General features: G+C 35.5%; 13 protein-coding genes and 2 pseudogenes. 8 read left to right on the top strand and 7 right to left on the bottom strand.

Features of this window, described 5'->3' with window-relative positions; translation table 11 throughout:
* The first annotated feature begins 545 nt into the window (after nt 1-545).
* Nucleotides 546-2,270, top strand: a complete 1,725-nt coding sequence (locus F993_RS19180; protein ID WP_004651991.1) for a hypothetical protein — start codon at nt 546-548, stop codon at nt 2,268-2,270.
* Complete coding sequence (locus F993_RS19185) at nt 2,267-4,030, top strand: hypothetical protein (protein WP_004651990.1); 1,764 nt, start codon at nt 2,267-2,269, stop codon at nt 4,028-4,030. The genes F993_RS19180 and F993_RS19185 overlap by 4 nt, the downstream gene beginning before the upstream one ends.
* A gap of 148 nt (nt 4,031-4,178) precedes the next feature.
* Here the strand turns inward: F993_RS19185 and F993_RS19190 are convergent, their stop codons facing one another.
* Together F993_RS19190 and F993_RS19935 are read right to left on the bottom strand one after the other, a co-directional pair.
* The gene (locus F993_RS19190; RefSeq protein ID WP_004651989.1) at nt 4,179-5,372 is read right to left on the bottom strand and encodes a hypothetical protein; all 1,194 of its coding nucleotides are present in this window, start codon (nt 5,370-5,372) and stop codon (nt 4,179-4,181) included.
* Between the two features lie 239 nt (nt 5,373-5,611).
* Nucleotides 5,612-6,010 (bottom strand): annotated as a pseudogene (locus F993_RS19935) (hydrolase or metal-binding protein); the annotation flags it as partial.
* Nucleotides 6,011-6,853: 843 nt separating this feature from the next.
* Between F993_RS19935 and F993_RS19195 the strand changes: the two are divergent.
* Together F993_RS19195 and F993_RS19200 are read left to right on the top strand one after the other, a co-directional pair.
* Entirely contained in the window at nt 6,854-7,210 is a 357-nt protein-coding gene (locus tag F993_RS19195; RefSeq protein ID WP_004651986.1) for a hypothetical protein, read from the top strand.
* Between the two features lie 2 nt (nt 7,211-7,212).
* Complete coding sequence (locus F993_RS19200) at nt 7,213-8,442, top strand: hypothetical protein (protein WP_004651985.1); 1,230 nt, start codon at nt 7,213-7,215, stop codon at nt 8,440-8,442.
* Between the two features lie 142 nt (nt 8,443-8,584).
* Here F993_RS19200 and F993_RS19205 read toward each other — a convergent pair whose 3' ends face one another.
* A complete protein-coding gene (locus tag F993_RS19205; protein WP_004651984.1) occupies nt 8,585-10,054 on the bottom strand; it encodes a patatin-like phospholipase family protein in 1,470 nt (489 codons plus the stop codon).
* A gap of 339 nt (nt 10,055-10,393) precedes the next feature.
* Here F993_RS19205 and F993_RS19210 point away from each other — a divergent pair, with 339 nt between their 5' ends.
* The 3 genes and pseudogenes from F993_RS19210 to F993_RS19220 all read left to right on the top strand — a co-directional run bounded on the left by F993_RS19210 (nt 10,394) and on the right by F993_RS19220 (nt 15,330).
* The gene (locus tag F993_RS19210) at nt 10,394-12,163 is read left to right on the top strand and encodes a hypothetical protein (RefSeq protein WP_004651982.1); all 1,770 of its coding nucleotides are present in this window, start codon (nt 10,394-10,396) and stop codon (nt 12,161-12,163) included.
* A gap of 126 nt (nt 12,164-12,289) precedes the next feature.
* Nucleotides 12,290-12,475: pseudogene (gene xseB, locus F993_RS19215) on the top strand (exodeoxyribonuclease VII small subunit); the annotation flags it as partial.
* 98 nt (nt 12,476-12,573) lie between these two features.
* Nucleotides 12,574-15,330 carry a UvrD-helicase domain-containing protein gene (locus F993_RS19220; protein WP_004651980.1) on the top strand — a complete coding sequence of 919 codons (2,757 nt, stop codon included), beginning with the start codon at nt 12,574-12,576 and terminating at the stop codon, nt 15,328-15,330.
* Nucleotides 15,331-15,350: 20 nt separating this feature from the next.
* Here F993_RS19220 and F993_RS19225 read toward each other — a convergent pair whose 3' ends face one another.
* From F993_RS19225 to F993_RS19240, 4 genes are all read right to left on the bottom strand, one after another.
* Nucleotides 15,351-15,695 carry a hypothetical protein gene (locus tag F993_RS19225; RefSeq protein WP_004651979.1) on the bottom strand — a complete coding sequence of 115 codons (345 nt, stop codon included), beginning with the start codon at nt 15,693-15,695 and terminating at the stop codon, nt 15,351-15,353.
* Nucleotides 15,696-15,932: 237 nt separating this feature from the next.
* Complete coding sequence (locus F993_RS19230; RefSeq protein WP_004651978.1) at nt 15,933-16,835, bottom strand: recombination directionality factor; 903 nt, start codon at nt 16,833-16,835, stop codon at nt 15,933-15,935.
* 232 nt (nt 16,836-17,067) lie between these two features.
* Nucleotides 17,068-18,144, bottom strand: coding sequence for a YqaJ viral recombinase family nuclease (locus F993_RS19235; RefSeq protein WP_004651977.1), 1,077 nt, complete (start codon nt 18,142-18,144; stop codon nt 17,068-17,070).
* Nucleotides 18,145-18,310: 166 nt separating this feature from the next.
* Nucleotides 18,311-19,357 (bottom strand): DUF932 domain-containing protein, encoded by a 1,047-nt coding sequence (locus F993_RS19240; RefSeq protein ID WP_004651976.1) that lies wholly within the window; start codon nt 19,355-19,357, stop codon nt 18,311-18,313.
* 239 nt (nt 19,358-19,596) lie between these two features.
* Here F993_RS19240 and F993_RS19245 point away from each other — a divergent pair, with 239 nt between their 5' ends.
* Nucleotides 19,597-20,388 (top strand): NYN domain-containing protein, encoded by a 792-nt coding sequence (locus tag F993_RS19245; RefSeq protein ID WP_004651975.1) that lies wholly within the window; start codon nt 19,597-19,599, stop codon nt 20,386-20,388.
* The last annotated feature ends 103 nt before the right edge of the window (nt 20,389-20,491 follow it).

The following is a 20,491-nucleotide window of genomic DNA, read 5'->3' as shown; positions in this document are numbered from 1 at the left end:
AGAAACTTAAAAGAATTTAAGCAAGTTACGAATACATCCCAATCTCTTTTCATTTTATTCGGCTCACTGTGATCTATTACTCAACACTACCACCAAATATGCAGACAATATAATTGTAATTAGGATTAAACGACATTTAGTATCGTTTTAATTATAGTTATAACTTTACTCAAATATTTAGCTAAGTTCCTCTTATTTGGTTCTTCATGTAAAACTCCTCAACAATATCCAGTCCCTCTTCACCATCCACCTCAAAACTGGTGTTGCCATAGCTTAGACATGCTACAAGTCTAGAGCCTCCTGATAAAACCTTGCCACCTTACTCATCATCAATCAACTCAAACTTTTTTAATTCATTAGATACTAAAGTTTGCAGTTTGTCTTTAGGTAATAGCAGTTGATAGTGAGCCACCCCAATAGGAACCGAATACTTCCCCTACATTTTGCTTTACTAATTTTATAAGAGAAATATTAAATTTTTATGATTTTTGATATGCTTAACTTCGCAAGCTTCTCCCATTCAACTTTAAAAAATTTGAAAAAGTATGGAATTAAAAAGTAAAATAGAATCACATCTAGCACAGCATAATGCGTTTGACACTATCAATGAGTTCACTCGAAAAAAATATCGTGATAAAGATACGGTAGAAGCATTTGTCCAATTACATAATGAAGGTAAATTAAATCTAATCGAAATATTTTCAAAAATAAAAAATGACAAATCAATTGATTTTTTTATGGTTCGTTATTTGTTTTCAGATGCTTTACCACATCTTAAAGATAGAAATATTCCAATTTTATTAAATACTATCGAAAAAATAATTATTGAAGCAGGTGATGATATGGCATCACACTACCCATTAGAAGATTTTGAAAAATTATTAAATACAGATTTAGAGTTTAGTTGTCAAATAATAGAACATTTAAAAACCAACGAATACACTATTAGATTTCTTACAAAGACCCTAATCTCTATTTCAAAGAAAGACTCAAAATTATCACTTGACAAAGCTGAAGAAATTATTTCATTAGAGAATGAAAATCTTAGTGCAGATGTAATGTTAGCATTATGTCAAATAGATTACTCATCAAATATGTCGCTTTTGAAAAGAAGTATCGAAATTATTTGTTCAACTTCCTATCAACCATCTAACGAAATACTAATTTCATCAATTTTACATTCACTAATTCAGATTTCAACAAATCATCTCAGTTCTTACGACATCATCCAACGTAAAATATCTAGTATTATTAATCTTACCAATCACAGTATAAGAACCGTGCATGTCTGCATGTTTCAACTTTTTCATCATATTGAAAAACTATCTACAAGTATAAAAGCATTGCTATTAGAGACAATACCTTTTATAGAATCATCTTCAACAGGAACGATTAAATATCTTGATATGCTGCTACCAAAACTATTTAATGAAAACTGCAATCAAACTCTTATTTTGCTAGAGAATTTTTTCATTCATACAGAATATAAAATTAGCCTCGATAATTTCAATACTTTTACTTCATATTTATTTGAAAATGAAAATCAAGATAAGCTTTCATTAATTTTTACACGATGGTTTCTTTCAAGAAAGATATCACTTAATTATTTTGCATCCGAGCTACTAAGTGATCATAAACTAGAAGCCCAATTTGATACAACTCAATTAATTAATCAATTTTCTCAAGATCACTTTTTTTTAGCAAAAAAAGCATGTGGCTGGTGCTTTATGAACCCAACTACTGCAATTTCATTAATATTTTCTGTTTTTAAGGTTTGTCCTGATAACCAGAATGAAAAAATAGCTAAAATAGTTTTCAATCCACTTTGTATTAGTTATCCAAGTAAAGTGACTGAATATTTAAATAAATATAAAGAACAGTTGCCTACTGAGAAGCTACTATGTGCAGAGAAAATCTTAGAAAAATTAGAAAAATATCATACAGGGCTTGAAGCTTCATATAGTTTGAAAGAGCTAAGGATAAGCCCATCAGAACATTTTGAGTACAGAAGACATCACCAACAAAGCATGAATAAAGCCTATGCTGAAGCAAGAAAAAAATCAGTGTTTGCTGGTCTATTTACTGAAAATACACTTCTATATGGTAAAAGCACAGCTTTCATAATTCGGACCTCTGAAGGAAGCCAAAGACAAACTATGCCATTACAATCTTTTAGTCGAAAGATTGATTTTCCATCTATGGAAATTTTGGATTCAACCTCACTACATCATTGTTTATTAAGTTTTAAAGTCGAAGGTTCTTCAAAATGAAATTAATTATTAAAGACTATCTGGCTAGTTTAAAAGAAAGAAATGAATTAGATGTACTTTTACCTACTTTATTATCACAAATGGGTTTAACAATTCTTTCGGAACCAAGTATAGGAAATCGTCAATTTGGTGTTGATATCTCTGCTGTTGGATCAATTAATGATGAACCTGAAAAAATCTATTTATTTTCAATTAAGGCAGGGAATTTAGGCCGTTCAGATTGGAATAGTGGTAATCCCCAAGATTTGAGACCATCTCTAGATGAAATCCTTGATGTCTATATCCCAACACATCTACCTACTCAATTCAAAGAATATCCTATTGTAATTTGTCTCACTTTTGGCGGTGATTTAAAACAAGAATTAGAAATTAATTTAAGCCAATATACACAAGCTAAGGAAAATGATCAGATTAAATTTGAAGTATGGAATGGTGATAGAATAGCTGGACTTTTAGAAAAACATTTAATTAATGAGCAATTATTTTTACAAGATGACTTAAAATCCCTATTAAGAAAGTCATTGGCAATGGTTGACCAACCTGAAGTTTCTTTCAGAAATTTTTCTTTACTAATTCAAAAACTTTTTGAGAATATTGAGAGTATTAGAATAAAAAACCAATTAACAATAATACGTCAGAGCTATCTAGCATTGGGAATTCTTAATTCTTGGTGTAACTCTGAGGATAACATAGAAAGTGCATATTTATCTGCTGAAAGGTTAATTCTTTATAGCTGGGAAATTGTGAAATTAAGTGCATCAAAAAAATCAGCAGATGCAAAAAAAATTAAAGATGTATTCAAATCATTAGTATTTCTATATCTTTCAATTTCAGAATCTTACTACAAAAAGATATTACCTCATCTAAACTCTTTACATGCTGTCTCAAATGCAGTTAGAGGAAACTGCGATGTAGATATAAACTTAAAATTATTCGATATCATCGGCAGAATTTCTCTTTTTGGAATTTGGTTAGAATGGTGCTTTACTAGAATGCAAGCATATTCTCCTTCTAATGAAACACTAAACAATTCTTTGAAGACGTACATGGATATTAGTGAGTCAATCAAGAAATTAATTATAAACAATCCTTTACTATTTCATCCTTTCAAAGATGAGCAAGCAATAGATATAGGATTGACCTCATTCTATTTTCTACAACAGGATGGTAATGATGGTGACCTATTGAGCTGGTTATCAGGAATAACTCAAACTATAAATGGAGCATTTGCTCACAATTGGAAATATCCATCTAATATTCATGATTATTTAGAATTAGTTCTTCATCCTGAAGATGATAGTGATAACTACAGACAGAGTGTTACTAAAGGTTCTATACTTTACCCACTATTAGCTTTTTTTGCATCTGTCTTTAGAAATGATGAAATGAATGTAACAATTAAGGAAATAATAGAAAAATATATTCCTAAATGTACTTCACAAATCTGGCATCCTGATTCTGATTCTGAAACACATTTTTATAAGAATTCTGATACTCATGGATTATGTCTTACGGGTATGACTTATGAAAATATTGACTCTGTCTTTAACCAAATTAAGGATAATTGCAAAATAGATAGAGATATCACTGAACTATCTGCAATCAAATATGAACATTTTCCAATCATTCTTACCGCATGTCGTCATTATAGACTACCCATTCCTTATCATTTCTTTTTTGAGACATTAGGAATAGATATTTTTGCTGATAAGCAAGAAGAAGATACTTTACAATCGAATCAGGCGCCATTCGCATCTTAATTGGTGAATCCAGAAGTCTTTGAAGCAGCTTCAAAATGAGGCTATTTCGATGTCTAAGATACTGTGAGTAGTCCAAGTAAAAAAATTTATGAGCGTAGTGAAAAGAAGCTATTAGTCTAAACGGCTATCTACGCTTAGTTACCTGATTTTAGCTTTCTGTTTCAGCGACATCAACTTTAGGAGTGATGCGTTTGAACAGGTTTATAGGCGTAGTGCTATATGAACCTGGATTTAAAATGTTACTCATGAAAATATCATTAATTGCCTTACGTTCAGATTCAGAAAACATCTGATCAATGTAACTGATTTTATATGCAGCATTTTCAACATAATTAATGAGAAAAGAAGAGAGCAGTAACTTAATTTTTTGATCCTCATACGACAAAAGCTTATGAATAGAATCTTTAAAGGCTTGATTATTTTTAAAGTAAGAGAAGATCACATGTGTCTTACCACCTTCTGGGAAAAGATTAAAAAAAACATTTGGGAAGTCAGTGAAATCATCTTTTAGTTGTTGGGTTAGATTGACAGTTTGTTCTGTAGTGATAATTTGCCGACCCTCAAAATCAAAATAAGGAATAAACGTACTACAGCACACGACTGGGTATTCAGTATCGAAGCTGAAATAGCTATGCTCCAATGTTAAGATGTCTGTATCTTCCCAAGAGTGCTGTATGTGATCGCACACAGCTCTAAGTTCTTGAGCCGTTAGCTTGTCATTTTCTGCTTTAAAACGAAGATTATCTAAGTCATCTTGAGCTAACCAAGGCTTTATTAAATAGGCAGGAACATTCATTATTCCACTACGAATCGCAGGCATAGTCATTTTAATGTGCAAAGGAAGTGGCTGATCAGGTATCCCCATAGCTTCAATCTTGGCTTTGGCTGTATCAATATTCAGTTGAATTTTGATATTGGATTCCAATTTAGTATGTAACTCTTTGGCAGCGGCTCTATAGGCGTACGTTGTCATTTGATGTTCGGTAGCTGTAAAAGATTCATCTTCAATGGTTGCAAAGATTTTCTTATCGTGATTACCGCAGAACCCTTTAAATACACTAAAACTACCAATACCTTCTTTGATAAAACTACTGTGTGGTAGATCAGAAGGATTATCATTTGATAACTGCATTTTAAGGGTATAAACCATACCACTCTCAGAGATATGCACCTCCATTTTCCTACGCTGTATAGAATGAGCCTTGATAATCGAGCCACATAGGTCATTCTTTGACTCATTCCATATACACAGTTTTTGGTTAGCAACTCTTTGCTGTTTTGTTAAAAGCTCATTAAATGCGATAATGTCAGAGTGTGGAGCCTTCTTTTTCCCCGATGTCATGAAACCTTATTCCTTTTAAATTATGGCCAATTAAACAATATCCTAATTGACTCACTATATCATGCCAATATTTTTTTCAAGACAATCCTATTGCATCTACCAACCAACAAAAAATAAAGGGAGTGACCTCCCTCTATTCCTTCTCCCTTTGAGCAATCTTCGGCTCCAGCCAGTGGTAAATTTCTTGTGAGAGTCAGCCAACACAGATTTCAGTTAAGTATATTGATTCAGGTAGTTACCTAATTTACAGCCCGTACACTTTGCCGAATTCCCCATTTTATGCCTGTGGCATCATCCATAAATTGATGAATAGATGCTGAATCAGATTGTACTTCCACAGCATTTTACTGGTCACGATAAAACTCCTCCACAATATCCAAGCCTTCTTCACCCCTTACCTAAAAACTGGCATTACCATAACCCTGCCGTGCCACATGATCTAAAGCCTCCTGATAGAAACCTGCTACCTTGCTCTGCTCATCGATTTGCTTGGCTGAAGTAATTGCTTCTTGTAAATTAATTCCAGCACGTAAAGTTAAGTCCACGTAGTAGATCGGAGTACGGTAACTTTGTGTTATGCTCATGCCTCGTAAGGTCAATTGCAATGGTAAACATGACAGTAAATTACCTGATGCAGAAATACCTTCATATTGATTTATAAAGTATTTATTTACTTCTTTTCAGAAACCTATACATCAATCTACACTTTTTTAAAAATCATCAAAACAACTTAAACCATCATTTTGATGTTCATAGAATAAATGATCGGATTTAATAATTAGATGCATTGATTTATAACCTACAGAATTTTCATAAAGGCACAGCTGTTTCTACGGTGTTTCTATATAGCCTTTGGATCATCCAGAGTCAGTACGGTCAGGCTATCGCTGGTTTGTCCTTACACGCCTAAATGACGATTCTCGTAAACTGAATCAGTCCTTTAGCGAGATTTGATTATCACAATCTGAATCCCAGTAAACTGTTTTTTTACTAAAACGTAGCGTATATAGATCGGTCGATCTGTTCGGCTTTAAAACCATCATTTAAGTTTGTATAGCCTATTAACTCATGCATAAATATCTAGAAATTTATGTTTTGGTTTGGAACTGTGCATATTCTTTAATTTATAACTCAAAAAATAAAATGAGTCATTTCACTAAAGAAGTTAATATTATTTATCTTTTTAGAAAAAATACACAATATGCAACATCCGTTTCCTAATAGAATAAGCTTACTACTCAACTCAATAAAATTTGATATAATTAACTCTGAATACTAATTACAAATTTTGCAACTAACTAGAAGAATATAAATAAATTATTTACATATTTTCCTATATTTCAAAGAGTCTTATCTTTTGTATATAAATGCTATAGACACTAATCCCCCCAGAAGCGAAATCAGCTTGTCACTTTTTCAATGACAAAAATAATAAAAAATGTAATTATTGAACTATAAAAATAATAGGTAAGAAAATTAATATGGAAAAATTTCTACTCGCACTTCAAACAGCAGCATCTAATCCACTTGCATATGCTGCATATATCGTAACTATAATAACTTGGTTTTTAATCGCATGGAGAGTTCATCGTCATCAGGTATTACTAAATCATATCAGTCTACTACCTGAAAAGGATAGATTAACAGCAATTTCTTTGGAGATGGGAACAGTTCAGGTGAAAGGAGGCGTATCAGCAGAACAATGGTTGCGTTCTCGAATTCATACTTTTTATCTCGTAGGTTTCTGCGTGGTGTGTCTAACAACTTTTGCAATCATCACCCTAACGTTCTATGTTTACAACGGTTCAGTAAGTGGATCTATTGGATTGGAGAATTAACTATGCATCTAAAACTACAACCTTCTATAGCCTTTTTATGTTTAGCACTTATATATTCTTCATTATCATATTCTGCCTCGCCCTATTCTAGTACTAAGACATGGCCCATTAAGTTTGAAGATTTTTCATCCTCCCTCATGCAAGTGAAATACAACTCTAACTTTTTAGATAATACTCTTTATATTACTCCATCAATTGAATATATAGACAACTTGAAAAAAAGCACACCAATTACTGCTGAGCATTTTTGGTATTCTCCTTTTGAATGGAACTTACCGAGATTGAGTGTTAAAACTGAAAACTCTACAAATAATGAAATTTTATTGGAAAAAGTTGTATTTACCGTTAACTCTAGTCAATTTGATCAAACTCCTATTCCAATTTTTATCAAAGATGCCACTAGAGCAGTGACCTTTTACAATGATGGTTGGGGTGCTCTTATTAATACAGAGATTGAAATGGGATTACAGCCTGAAAGTGTATGTAATGAAAATGTCGTTGTTTCTAAATCCTCTTTTCAACAAATTAAAAAAATTAAGGTAGGACGTATTTTGGAGTCCAAAAGTATAGAAATCGATGATTTAATTACTCCTACACTTAAAGAAAATATGAGAGTGTGCGCAGTTGGGATACTTAGCTATACTGATGAACTAAAGAACCAGTGGAGAGTACCATTCCGCACAAGTGTACGACTTGAACCCCCAGGATCAAGTATGCCAGCTCCTCCAAATACAACATATGACCTTTATCTCCCAGCAGGTAAATCAGGATACACAATCGAGCTACCTATTTCGCAGTCTATACCTGCCAAAGGTACTGACCATTTTCAAATCGCAGTATACTCAGATAAATCTGCTATATTTAACATTACAGCAACTGTTTTTTCTGCTAGAGGAAAGAAGGTTACCAAATCGAATGTTAAACTAATTTATTTCCGACCACGTTCTGTCGGAGAGCCAACTACTTCTTTATCAAAATTCAAGAATGTCGACTCCAAGTTATTCAATATAAAAAGCCTAGCACCCTATATAAATTCAGTAGGATACGATCCTCTGCATCCTGATAGTTTTGTTATTCAAGCAACAGATGAATGGATGCTACTTACTGATAATAAAAAGATAACTATCCATAAAAAAATTGAATCAAGTTTGAGAAAACTCAAATTATCTAGAGCATCATACTGTTATTTGCTAAATGATAAGTGTATACGTACAGGCCCATTTGATTGGTGAATCATAGATATGAATTCATAAAATTTCACATTCAACTATTAAATAACAATATTTATAGTTTGGATTAAATTAAAAATAAGGAATGATCTTAAATTAATTAATAGGCAACCAAAATATATTTTAAAAAAATTTTCACAAAGAATTATTTTATAGACAAATCCTCAATTTTCTTTCGCTTTGATATTTCCACTTGGGTATAAGTTATCCGACATTCGGATCTTATAGATTTATAAGTAGCCCAATCAAATGGTAAGATTTCATTAATCTTTTTACTTTTATCTAGATTATTTTTTCTTGCTTTTCCATTTCCAACTATAAACTCGTAAGCAGTCTTTGCCCCCAAAGTAAATAAGGCTAGTTTCTTTTCATCACTCATTTCAAAATCCAGCCAATGGTAGTCTTCCAAATCATTTTCAGAAAACCAGTTTTTGGGTTTAATTTTTTCAATAAATGATAATTTTTTTCTTTCGAATTTTTCAGAAGTATCAATATATGCAATTAACTTTTGGTAATCAGTATTTTGAAATAAAAAGCTATAATCTGATGTATGGCGCGCTGTATCAAACAGTGCTCCAATAAAATCCCCCATACTCTCCATCTTTCTAGGTTCATTTCGGTCAACACCTAATTTTACCCCAAAAGTTGGACATAGAGGTATCCTATCTTTTCTATGAAAAACATCTATCGGAAAATTGGATACGATGCCACCATCAACAAAATGCACAGAAGAGGGTATTTCACCCTCGTACCCTGTTAAAGTCTTCCAACAATTTTTATTATCTTTTGGAATATCTGGTACAACCAAAGGTTGAAAAAATAAAGGTATAGACATTGAAGCCCTAACAAATTTTGCTGGAAGCTCTTTTGTTAAAGGGTTTTCCCAATATAAAGCAGCCATCTTCGGAAATATCACTTTTGTCTGCGTTGTGATATCCGCTGAAACTATTGCTAATTCATTCTTTTTAAAGTTTTGAGTAAAGTATTCCTGCTCATCAATTTGTCTAGCTGGGTCCTTGATTTGGAGATCATCGGGATTGATTAAGTTTTGTAAAAGATCATTGGTAGTGGTAACCCCATGCTCCTTTAGCTTTTCTCCCAACCATTCTTCAAATGCTTTTCCAGGGTTAATGCCCAATTTTGCTTTTGAAAATTTACCCTCTGCCCATAAAAGCCCAATTTTAGGCAACATGGCAGTCCAGATATTATCTTTCGTTTTAATATCGTCTACCAATCCTTTTGCAAACACTCCGCCATCCACAAAACTCTTCATATCCATTTCATTGAATATTTCCAATATCTTTTGGCTCTTTAAACTGTCAGGTTTGCCTAAGGCTGCCAAAAATAAAGCATTAATAGCCCCAGCAGAAGTTCCAGCAATATTTAAAAAGCGTATTCCCGCCTGCTCAAGCGTATAGGTGTATCCTATTAAGGCAATGCCCAGAACACCTCCTCCCTCTAAGACGATATCAATATATTGATTTCCATCTTTGTCAGTAATATCAGATATGGGATTGTTTTGAATTTGCATTCTGATCTCTTCAATATACCCTTTGTTATCTTTTCCATCACCGTTTATTGCTTCATTCTTTTTTATCAAGTCCATAAGAGACATAGTTTCCCCCTTTATAATTATCAAATAGTAAACTTATAACAACTCATGTTGTTCGATTTCTTCTTATAAATATAAATGTCTTTTAATAAAAAAAATTCTTTTAAAGTTACTTTTTTACATTTTCAGATAACTGGCAATTAAGTAGCTTTCCCTCTCATCAACTAATAGTAATACCATTACCACCCATTCTTTAGATAGATTAACAAAAATTTCTTATAGTGAAGTAATTTTAAAAAATTAAAAGTAATATCTTGAATATTTATATTTCATCTGAATTTACTTTATTCTTTAAATTTCACAAAGTTATAATAAAGGAAAATTTAATGTTTTCGCAGAAAAATGATCAAAAAATATTCACTTGCATTACTATGTCTCACAATCACAATATTGATAATTTTCTACGTTACCTATTTTAATCAGCAGAGGTATTACGAAATTCAAGAAAAAAATAGGATTGGTGGATTTGAACTTTTATTGGAAGCCAAGTCTGAAACAAATAAAGTTTGCCTTAAATATTCTACTAAGCATGACTGCTATCAAAGTTTTATTAAAAGTCTTGAACATTTAAATCCTAGAGGCTCTGTTCAGCTTGCAAACTCCAAGCACCAAATTATTCAGGTCTGGGACAATGAAAGGCATAAAGATGATAGGGAAAATGTCTCTGTATCCAAAACTTTTACTGAGTTTGATAGCAAGCCTGTAGTTACCCTTTCCAAGCTAACGCGACACCAGAATCTATATAAGTCTTCCTTTAATGCCATGTTCTTCTCGATACTTGATTATTCTGAAGCACTCTACGCACATGTTAATGGTCTACCCTCTGCCTTTGGTGAAATGACTCCATACACTTTTGCCAAGTATGTAGCATGGGGGCGTTTTTATCCTATACTCCCAATCTGGATAATTGCCTTAGGTTTACTGGGCTATATCCTTACACTCCTGTTTAAAAATATTGGATTCAACCATTCAATTAAAAATCTTCAAGAGGAAATCATAAATAAAGAAAAAACTCTTAGAAGCATGCATGATGAAAGTGAGTTGATAAAAACAGACTTCAGCAAACTTCATAAGGAATCTACTGAAAATCTTAAAATTCTTAATCATGAAAAACTAGAATATACAAATAAAATCAATGCTCTAGGGTTGAAACTAAGTGAAATCCATCAAGATAGGATTGTTTTATTAAATCAAATCCAGTCTTTTGAAATGCAAAACAGAATTAACACTGAAGAAAAAGAAAGGCTACAAAAGTCCCTGGAACATCAAAGAAATATTCTAGAAAAGTTAGAAAAGCAAAATAAGGATTTAGAGCAGAATATCTCTAACAACAGTAGCTTTATGGAAGAGTTTAACTTAGCAAAAAATGAGTTGGCTGCTTTGGAAAGCCTTTATGCTGCCAGTAAAAATACAGAACTAGACCTCTCTAAAAAACTGGATGATCTAAATCAGGAAATGTCTAATTTAAACAACAAGTTGGCAACCTCAGAATCCCAGAAAGTTGCGATGATTAGTAAGGTGGATAACAAAGAGTCTGAGTTAAAAGATTATCTGGAGTATGTTTCAGATATGGAGAATCAATTCAAACTACAACTGGAAACAAAAAATCAGGAAGTCGAAGTGTTAAAGTCTGGAATACTTGATCTACAGTCTCATAAAGCAGATTTGCAATATGAGCTTGATAAACTTTCAGGTACAGATACTTCATCCAGAAAAATCTACAATATCCTAATAAGTAATCCTGATCTGCCTAAAAGCAAAAGTTATGAGTACTCAGAGCCTGAACATCATTCTAAAGCATATCTGAAATCCATACAGAGCTCTTTTAATAGTCAAAAAAATAATAAAATTGGTAACTTAATTACAGATCTACGGGGCACAAAATTTAACTCTAAAACGCCCAATACGCTACGTATCGTTTATAACTACGCTGTCAGTCCTGATATTACCCGTTCTGGATATGGCCTAGTTGCTGTAGAAAAGGTACATGGCTACGCTGCTTACTTGCACTTAACCGCGAGAGATCCATCAGAGGCAATGTTAGCAGCCAAGGCGATTCAAACATACTGTTCTATATTTAAAGGATACCGAATCATTCCTTTAAATGATTAACGTCTATTCAATATTAAATATTATTAGAAAATCCGCTCTGTACAACAGGCCGATTCAAATGTTTCAATTGAGATGTAGTAGGACTATATTCATGTCAATGTAAGTGCGGTGACGAATCCTTGGTAAAATGAGTTAAGCTTTAAAGAGGGTTATGAACTGATGAAAAAGAATGCTGCCCTAGAGAAATCTCAGGAAGAACCAGACATCGACAACCTCATGAAGATTGTGGAAGAATCAATACCTGTCTACAAGGCATGTAAGTCACAAGTAGATGCTGTACAGCAAGCATTAAATGAAATATTCAAGGTCTAGTTGTGAAAGGAATAAAATGACTAAGTAAAATTTCTACAGACTTTATAACCAATTACAAATTTTGAATTCTTAAAAAATCATTTTCATTTTAGGGCAATATGGATATCCGACCAAGTTTACTCAGCTTCATTTTTGCAGACTCTAGCAAATGGCGAATCAACTATACATTTCCTGAGCTGGTACTTGAACTGGATACCAGAACAGTAAATCTTAATCCTGAACAAGTGCTAGATACGCATATTCAGAAAGGTTTGATATGGTCATCATTAACGCTCAAGACCCTTGATCAAAACTTTCAGTTCAAAGGTATGTTCAACACACAGGCTGAACAGCTTCGAGCTGAAATCCATAATGATGCGGAATTCCTGAGAAATAAAAGAAACGCTGAAAAGATCAAAGAAACCTTAAAACCGTACTTACGGGAATATCAGAATTTTATCCAGCAAAACATTTACCTCTCTCATCGCCTCAGCCAGTTGTTTAGGTCAGATTTATCACAAAGGTCAAGAGCCTCTATTGAACAGTTTAACAGCCTGATTCAAAGGGATAGTTCTTTTTCATTTGAACCACCTCGACAGAACCTGTTTGAGCAATTGCGACAGTTTATTGAATTACCAGTTGAGGCAAACTATGCCATCGATGCAAAGAATAAGCGTTTTGTTGAAAGTGAGTTAAAGATATCTAAGCAGTTCTTTGATCAGGTGGAAAGTATGCCACTAACCGATGAACAGCGTATTTCCTCGATTATTTTTGAGGACCGCAACTTATTAGTTGCTGCGGCTGGTTCAGGCAAAACATCCACGATTGTTGGAAAGGTAGGCTATGCCTTGTTAACTGGACTCTACAAACCTGAAGAGATTCTGGTTCTTGCATTCAATAAAAATGCAGGTGAGGAACTCAGTGAACGTATTAACTTTCGATTAAAAGATATTCTCTCCCAGTTTAGTACTCAGGTTGAATCACTTAATTTCCATAAGTTTGGCATTAAGGTGATTGGCAAGGCAACTGGAAAAAGTCCATCTGTTTCCAATGAAGCAGGAAAACCTCAGTCCCTGTTGAATCGGATTATTCAACAACTGATCGAAACAGATACAGACTTTCAGGCAAAATATTTTTTATTTAAAACGGCCTACCTAAGACCACCCTTATCACCATTTGCATTTAAAACTCAAAGTGAATGGGAAAAGGCACACAAACGTTCATTTGACAGGTTCAAGGATGGCTTTGAAACCTATCAGGGAGAAATCGTTAAATCACATGGTGAAAAAGCGATAGCAAACTGGTTATACAGTCAAGGGGTTCCCTACCAGTACGAAAGAAACTACGAGCATGACACAGCGAATGAACACCACCGCCAATATAAGCCTGACTTTTACCTATCTGAAATAAACCTGTATCTGGAACACTATGCCGTAGACCAACATGGCAAACCGCCTGCACATTTTGGGCAAAAGTATCTGGAAGATATGAAATGGAAGACAGAAATCCATAAACAATATAAGACGGATTTAATTACTACCACCTTTCATGAGTTTATTACAGGTTCAATCTTTCAGAAGTTAGAACAAGAGCTTAAATCAAGAGGACAAATATTTAAGCCACGTAGCCTTGCTGAGATCAACGCTAAAGCACAGTCCATTTATGAATATGACACCAATGAACTTTATGTCAGTTTTTTAAGTCACTACAAATCCAATCAAGCCAACATTGCCAACCTACTAGCCAGCCCCACACTCAACCTGCGCGAAAGTCTTTTTTTACAGCTATTTTCCAAGGTTTACCAACAGTACGACCAGTTATTAAGAAGTACTAAAGAGTATGACTTTGATGACCTGCTGATTGAATCTACTCAGTTAATCAATGAAAACAGATACAAGAGTCGGTTCAAGCTTATTATCGTGGATGAGTTTCAGGATACATCACAAGCAAGGGCCAGACTGATTCTGTCGTTATTGAAACAAGTACCTGAAGCAAAGCTGTTTTGTGTTGGGGACGACTGGCAAGCCATATACCGATTTGCTGGTTCAGACATCAGTATTTTTACTAAATTTGAAAAGGTCTTTGGCTATACCAAGCAGACTCAGCTTACCCAGACATTCCGTTCCAATCAGGGTATTGCCAATGTCGCCAGTGGTTTTATCCAAAAAAATAAGTCCCAGCTTCAAAAAGTGGTCAATGCCGTTGATAAGACCAGCAGTAAAGTGGTTGAGATAAGCTTTTTAACAAAGACTCAGGAAATTCATGAATACCTGATGAAAACCATTATGGAAATCAATAGTGCCAATTCAGGTTCGGGCAAGAAGAAATCCATTTATATTTTAGGTCGCTACAGACACCACAAGCCAAACTTAGACAGTATTCAGCCCTTTCTCAGAAATTGCAGTGTTGAGTTTAAAACCATCCACTCATCCAAGGGCCTACAGGCAGACTATGTATTTCTTATGGGTTTAAACAGCGGTGGAAGTGCTTTTCCTGCAGAGAAAGAAGATGATCCCCTGTTAAACATGGTGTTGCCACAACCAGAAACACACGCCTTTGCTGAAGAGCGCCGTCTGTTCTATGTAGCCCTGACCCGTGCAAAAGAAAAAGTCTTTCTTATTGGCGAACGTAATTCAATATTCCTTGAGGAGGTTATCACGGACTCAAGCCTCAAGGAATTTATCCATATACCTCAGGATGAAAATACATCCATTAACCATGATATTCCAGAAAAATGGCGATGTCCGAGATGTAATCAGGGACGTATGTGGAAACGAACAGGACCATACGGTGACTTTATGGCTTGTAACCGTTATTCAGAATGCGGATACACTAATAGTTTAAAGAAGAAGTCCGATAAAAGACTTCTCATTTAAACGAAAGAGTCTTTTTTAATTTATGCTGCTGAGAGGAACATTCCGTTGGCCGCGCTTGCACCTGAAATCAAAAGCTTGCCAGCAAACATTCCACCGCCTCCAGCAGACATGGCTCCACCACCAACTGCGGCAAGGGAGGCATTTGTCAAGGCTGCACCATGTAATGAACTTATTGCAATACCTGTACTAGCTTTACCCAGAAATCCCAACGCACCAAGTACAGAGGCAAAGGCAGGTGCAAAAATGTATCCCGTAACAGAGCAGATTACTGTTGTAGCGACAACCTTGATAGGCTTTCGATATTTGGTATAGACGGATTGACAAAAAAGTTTAAAGCGATTGAAGAGATTTTTAAAAAAGTTCATGTTTTCTTCCTAGTTATTCATTAATAATTAAAAGCTCACAGTTATTATTGGTTAGCTTTCCTTTAGGCAATTAAAAATATGCCTAACACATCACTATTTATGGTTTTCATTTTTCGTTTTCAAGCCCAAAAACTATATTTTTTGAGAACCTCCCTCTCCATAAAGGCTTCCACAAATGCAAAAAATAAGACCAACCCAATAAACACCCCCCTATCTTAAGAGATAGAGGGTAATTATTCAGTTCAAAATCTGCACAGACTGCTGTAACCCTTTCTGAATATCTTGAACATGGCTCAAGTCATGCTTTTGCTGATGCTGCTCTGGTTTAAACTCATTTGCATAAAACTCCTCAATAATATCCACTCCCTCTTCACCACCTACCTCAAAGCTGGCATTGCCATAACCCTGCCGTGCCACATGGTCCAAAGCTTCCTGATGAAACCCCGCTGCCTTGCTTTGTTCATCAATCTGCTTGGCTGAGCTAATCGCATCTTGTAGATTCACTCCATCACGTAAAGTTAAGTCCACATAGTAGATCGGGGTACGATAGCTCTGCGTAGTGCTCTTGCCTCTCAAAGTAAGTTGCAATGGCAAACATGAGAGTAGATCACCTGAAGCTGCATGGTAATAACGAAGTCGTGCTGCCAAGGTGCGAACGCTATTAAAACTTGTGGTCCTAAAAACAAAAGCTCCAAATTCATCAGACTCATCTAAGTTCACATAGAGTCGTCCATAAGGCTTACAAGGACCTCCTTGTGCCAATGGACATAAATCAGGTGATGGACATGGATGTTGCTCAATACCACTTTGCCCAAATCGTTGACAGGTTTCTCCATTGCCTGTACAGATGGGCCGTCCTGATTGACGGTCAAATAAGGTGTATTCCGCTCTTAAATTAAGATCGGGATCATTAAAGAGCATTCGGACTGGAATGGTTCTCAGTTTCTGGTTTTGGTTAGGAGCTTTGGCACGAAACTGTTCATCAAGTGGATGTTTAACCCAACCATCCTTATTTTGGATTTGGCTGGTAATAGTAAATTGATCATCCTTTTCAGGGAGTCGTTTGCCATTCCTTTCTACGATTTTGCCGATACTGATACGTCCAAGTACAGGTGGTGTGATTGCTAGGCCTTTAATCATGAGATGAATCCTTGTTTTGTTAAATATTTACGAAATCACGGTATTTACTGTAAAGCACCGCCTCTTCACCGATTCTTGTTCAGCCTGATCAATCACCTATCGTTATTCTTCGGTCATAAGAGATTGAGTGCATCAAAGATTTACGCAAAGCTGCTCCAACGCCTTTTCTCTGTTATTTGGAGGGAGGGCAAGTGGGGTGGCTTTGCGCTTTTTTAGGTGTAAGGGATGATGTTTAAGGAAGTGGATGAATGTTAAATCTGCGGCTGCCTGTTCGAGGCTGAGAATACTGTTGTAATAATTCAGGCTGTGCTTGAAGCAGCGCTTTCTGGTCCAACACCACACTATCCTTGGATTTCTTCCATGTCACACTACCCTGACTAAATATGGCTTTTTCTGCATCCTTCATTAATATCTGAATACGATGTTTGAGGTAGTCATATTTGGTTTGATGGTGTGCTAAATGCTTTTCCTCAGAGAGTAAATCAGTAAATAGTTGATCTACTCCTGACAACGTAGACAGATCCACAGTTTGTAAAGGAATATGCTGCGGATATAAAAGCTGTAAAGCTTTTGCTGCTGATTCACTGGCATCTACATGCGGTGGTATATCGTTTTCCACACAAGACCAGAAGATTTTTTCTGAAGCAATCAGACGATTAATCACAATTTCATTGCGTTCGACTTTAAATATCTTCGCTTCATGTCCACAGATTAAGGCACAGATGTGTGCTGCTTGTTTACCCGTAACGGCCAATTGATGTTGCACTTGAATAAGTACATACAAAGGAACACCTTCTCGCCAATGCTTAGTTCCCCACTCTCCTACGGATTTACATTCCAGAAGCTGTACCTCATCACAGCCTACGATCGCATAATCCAGATTAGCTAACATAAAGGCTTTGTCTTCATCGGGATGCTGCAATACGGCATTGACCCGACGAACCTTATTACCAGTACGCTGTCGATAGTAATCAGCAATCAGTGGTTCGAGCTTGTTCCCCCAATATAGAGGTGAATAGTGATTCTTCAGCGGTTGATCTGGAGGAGCTTGCATTCGGCCTGTTTTAATCATCCATAATTCCAGCATTGACATGTGTGGATTTAAACCACAGGCTGCGGCGGCATCACTACTCCCAATGCCTTGTTTCCTTATCTGTAACCATTGTTCACGACTTATACCTTTGGTTTTAGTCAAGCGTTTAGCTGAATTTTGCTGTGATTTAGAAGTCAAAACTGTTTGTGGTGACTTTAGGGATAAAGGTAAATGAGTGATTGCATGACTTAATGAGGTGTGAGTATTTGGGTTCATCATATTCTCCATATCTGTAAAAAATTAAAATTTGGGCATAAAAAAAGCCGCACCTGGGGGAGGTGCGGCAAAAGGAAAAACTACTCATTAAAATTGATTGATTTAGGAAAAAGTTAGCTTAGGCTATTCATTTAATAAACCCGTGCTTACATATGTTGAGTTGTATTTAAGCTACCATTCTTAATGCCTGTTCCAAGCCGCGTTGCTTAATCGCTGCCCCCATACCAAACCAAGCAGAATCCAGTCGATGGTCGGTACTCATGGCTCGTCGTTCATGATCGCAGAACTCGGTAATGGCACAAAGTAAACCGTAAGCTGTATCTTTGGCTGAACTGAGTTCGGCCCCACGCCCATGTCCATTAAACATGGTCATGACTTTAGACATGGCTCGTCCGTTTGGTTCAGTTTTACTGTCTGATCGAGATAAGTTAGTTTGACTTGGCATTGCAGCATTACGGTAGAACTGAATGATGCTTTCATCCTGTTCAGCAATGCTTAGACTGGTATTGTTAAATACCGCATCAAAGTAAGCTGCGGCTTCCTGCTGGGTCACTTTACGTTGACTGAGTTGCTTCATCTCGTACATGTGCTCATCCCATGTACGGACTGAAATACCTAATTGCTGCTTCACTTTTTCTGCATCAAATTTGGTACTGTGTGGAACCTTAATAACGCCTACACTACTCTGTCCTTTTAGAGCAATTGCCAACGTGTTATTACATACGACTCGGATCGAAGTAAATTGTGCAGTGGTGGCAAGGGTACCATCACAAGCCGTAGCTAAAAGAATGTAGCCATTACTGACATCCTTCCCCTTTAAGGCTGAGCTTTGTCCTGTTTTAGCCAATGCCCAGAATTTCTTACCACCTTTGAGTACACCAGCGGTTTCTAGCTCAAAGCCTGATTGTTCAGTTAAATCTCGATAGAACTCCAAAATAGAACTCGGTTGTACTTCTTGAAAACGTTGACTGACCACAGATAACGGTGCATGAGTATCTGAACGATACAAAACTCTTTGTTCTTCAAAAGGCATAATAATACTCTGGCCTTTCTCATTCTGAGCCATGTAGCTGACATCAGAAGATTTAATTCTCCAGTCCATACCTGCTTGTTGTGCCCAGACTTCTAAAGGCTGATTTGGGGTGAGTTGATTGCCTAAACCATGCCAAGGGGTTTGACCTACAAATGCCATTGTTTCAACTAAATGTGCCATAAGAATTCCTTATAAAAATGAATACTGAATGACTTCAAATTCAGATTTTGTGTATAAAAAAGGCCTGCTAGTGATGCAGGCCAAAATCAAGTGACGTCAAAATGCATGTGAACGCATTCATTCACTTAGATGATATATATCTGAAATTTATTCTATTTCTGGTATTGTGTATTTCTAAATAAGATTAACTTAGTCTTAGAATAATGAATTACAAATAAGTAACTTAAGAGGGAATAAGATTGGACCATCAAACAAAAAAGCTTGCTGTACTAATCGATGCTGATAACTCTTCCGTTAATTCAATTAGCCCTATATTAGAAGAAATTGCAAAATACGGGATTGCAAGTGTAAAACGGGTTTATGGAGATTGGAGTAAAGATGTTTTAAATAAGTGGCGGGATATTCTTCTCCCAAATGCAATCACGCCTGTACAACAATTTGCCTATACTATCGGCAAAGATGCAACTGATATGGGCTTAATTATTGATGCAATGGATCTTTTATATAGCGGTGCTTTAGATGGGTTCTGCATAATTTCCAGTGACAGCGACTTCACCCCATTAGCTTCAAGAATCAGGGAAAGTGGTTTAGTCGTTTACGGATTTGGCAGAAAGCAAACACCAGAAGCCTTTAGAAAGGCCTGTGATAAGTTCATCTATGTTGAAAACTTAACAGATGAAGAAAAAGTTTTAACTGAGAGCAAAAATACCATTGAGGAAAAAGAAAATAATAATGTTAAGACCACTACAGATAAAGACACATCACAGCAAGTCGATCGCCCTACTCTCAACCTAATTTATAAAGCCGTTAAGGACAATTCAGATGAAAATGGCTGGGCCAATCTCTCTGAAGTAGGTCAATATATTAATAACGTTCGCCCTGATTTTGACTCTAGGAATTATGGACGAGCTAAGCTTTCTGGCTTAATCAAAATGCTAAATTTGTTTGAAACTAGAATTGAAGGCAGTCAAATGTTCCTCAAGAAATTGAAAAATAATAAGGTTTCTAATAATGATAATAAATCAAATTAACACACCACCTACCCTTAAAGTGATTTGACGTCATCTAAAGCAGGCATTATCATTCACATGCTGGCCTACATTGCCAGTCGGTTTTGACAGACCGTTTACAAAA

The sequence above is a fragment of the Acinetobacter proteolyticus genome, from assembly GCF_000367945.1.
Taxonomy (GTDB): Bacteria; Pseudomonadota; Gammaproteobacteria; order Pseudomonadales; family Moraxellaceae; genus Acinetobacter; species Acinetobacter proteolyticus.
Note: the sequence above shows the minus strand (reverse complement) of the source record. Positions and strands in the feature narration are given on the sequence as shown.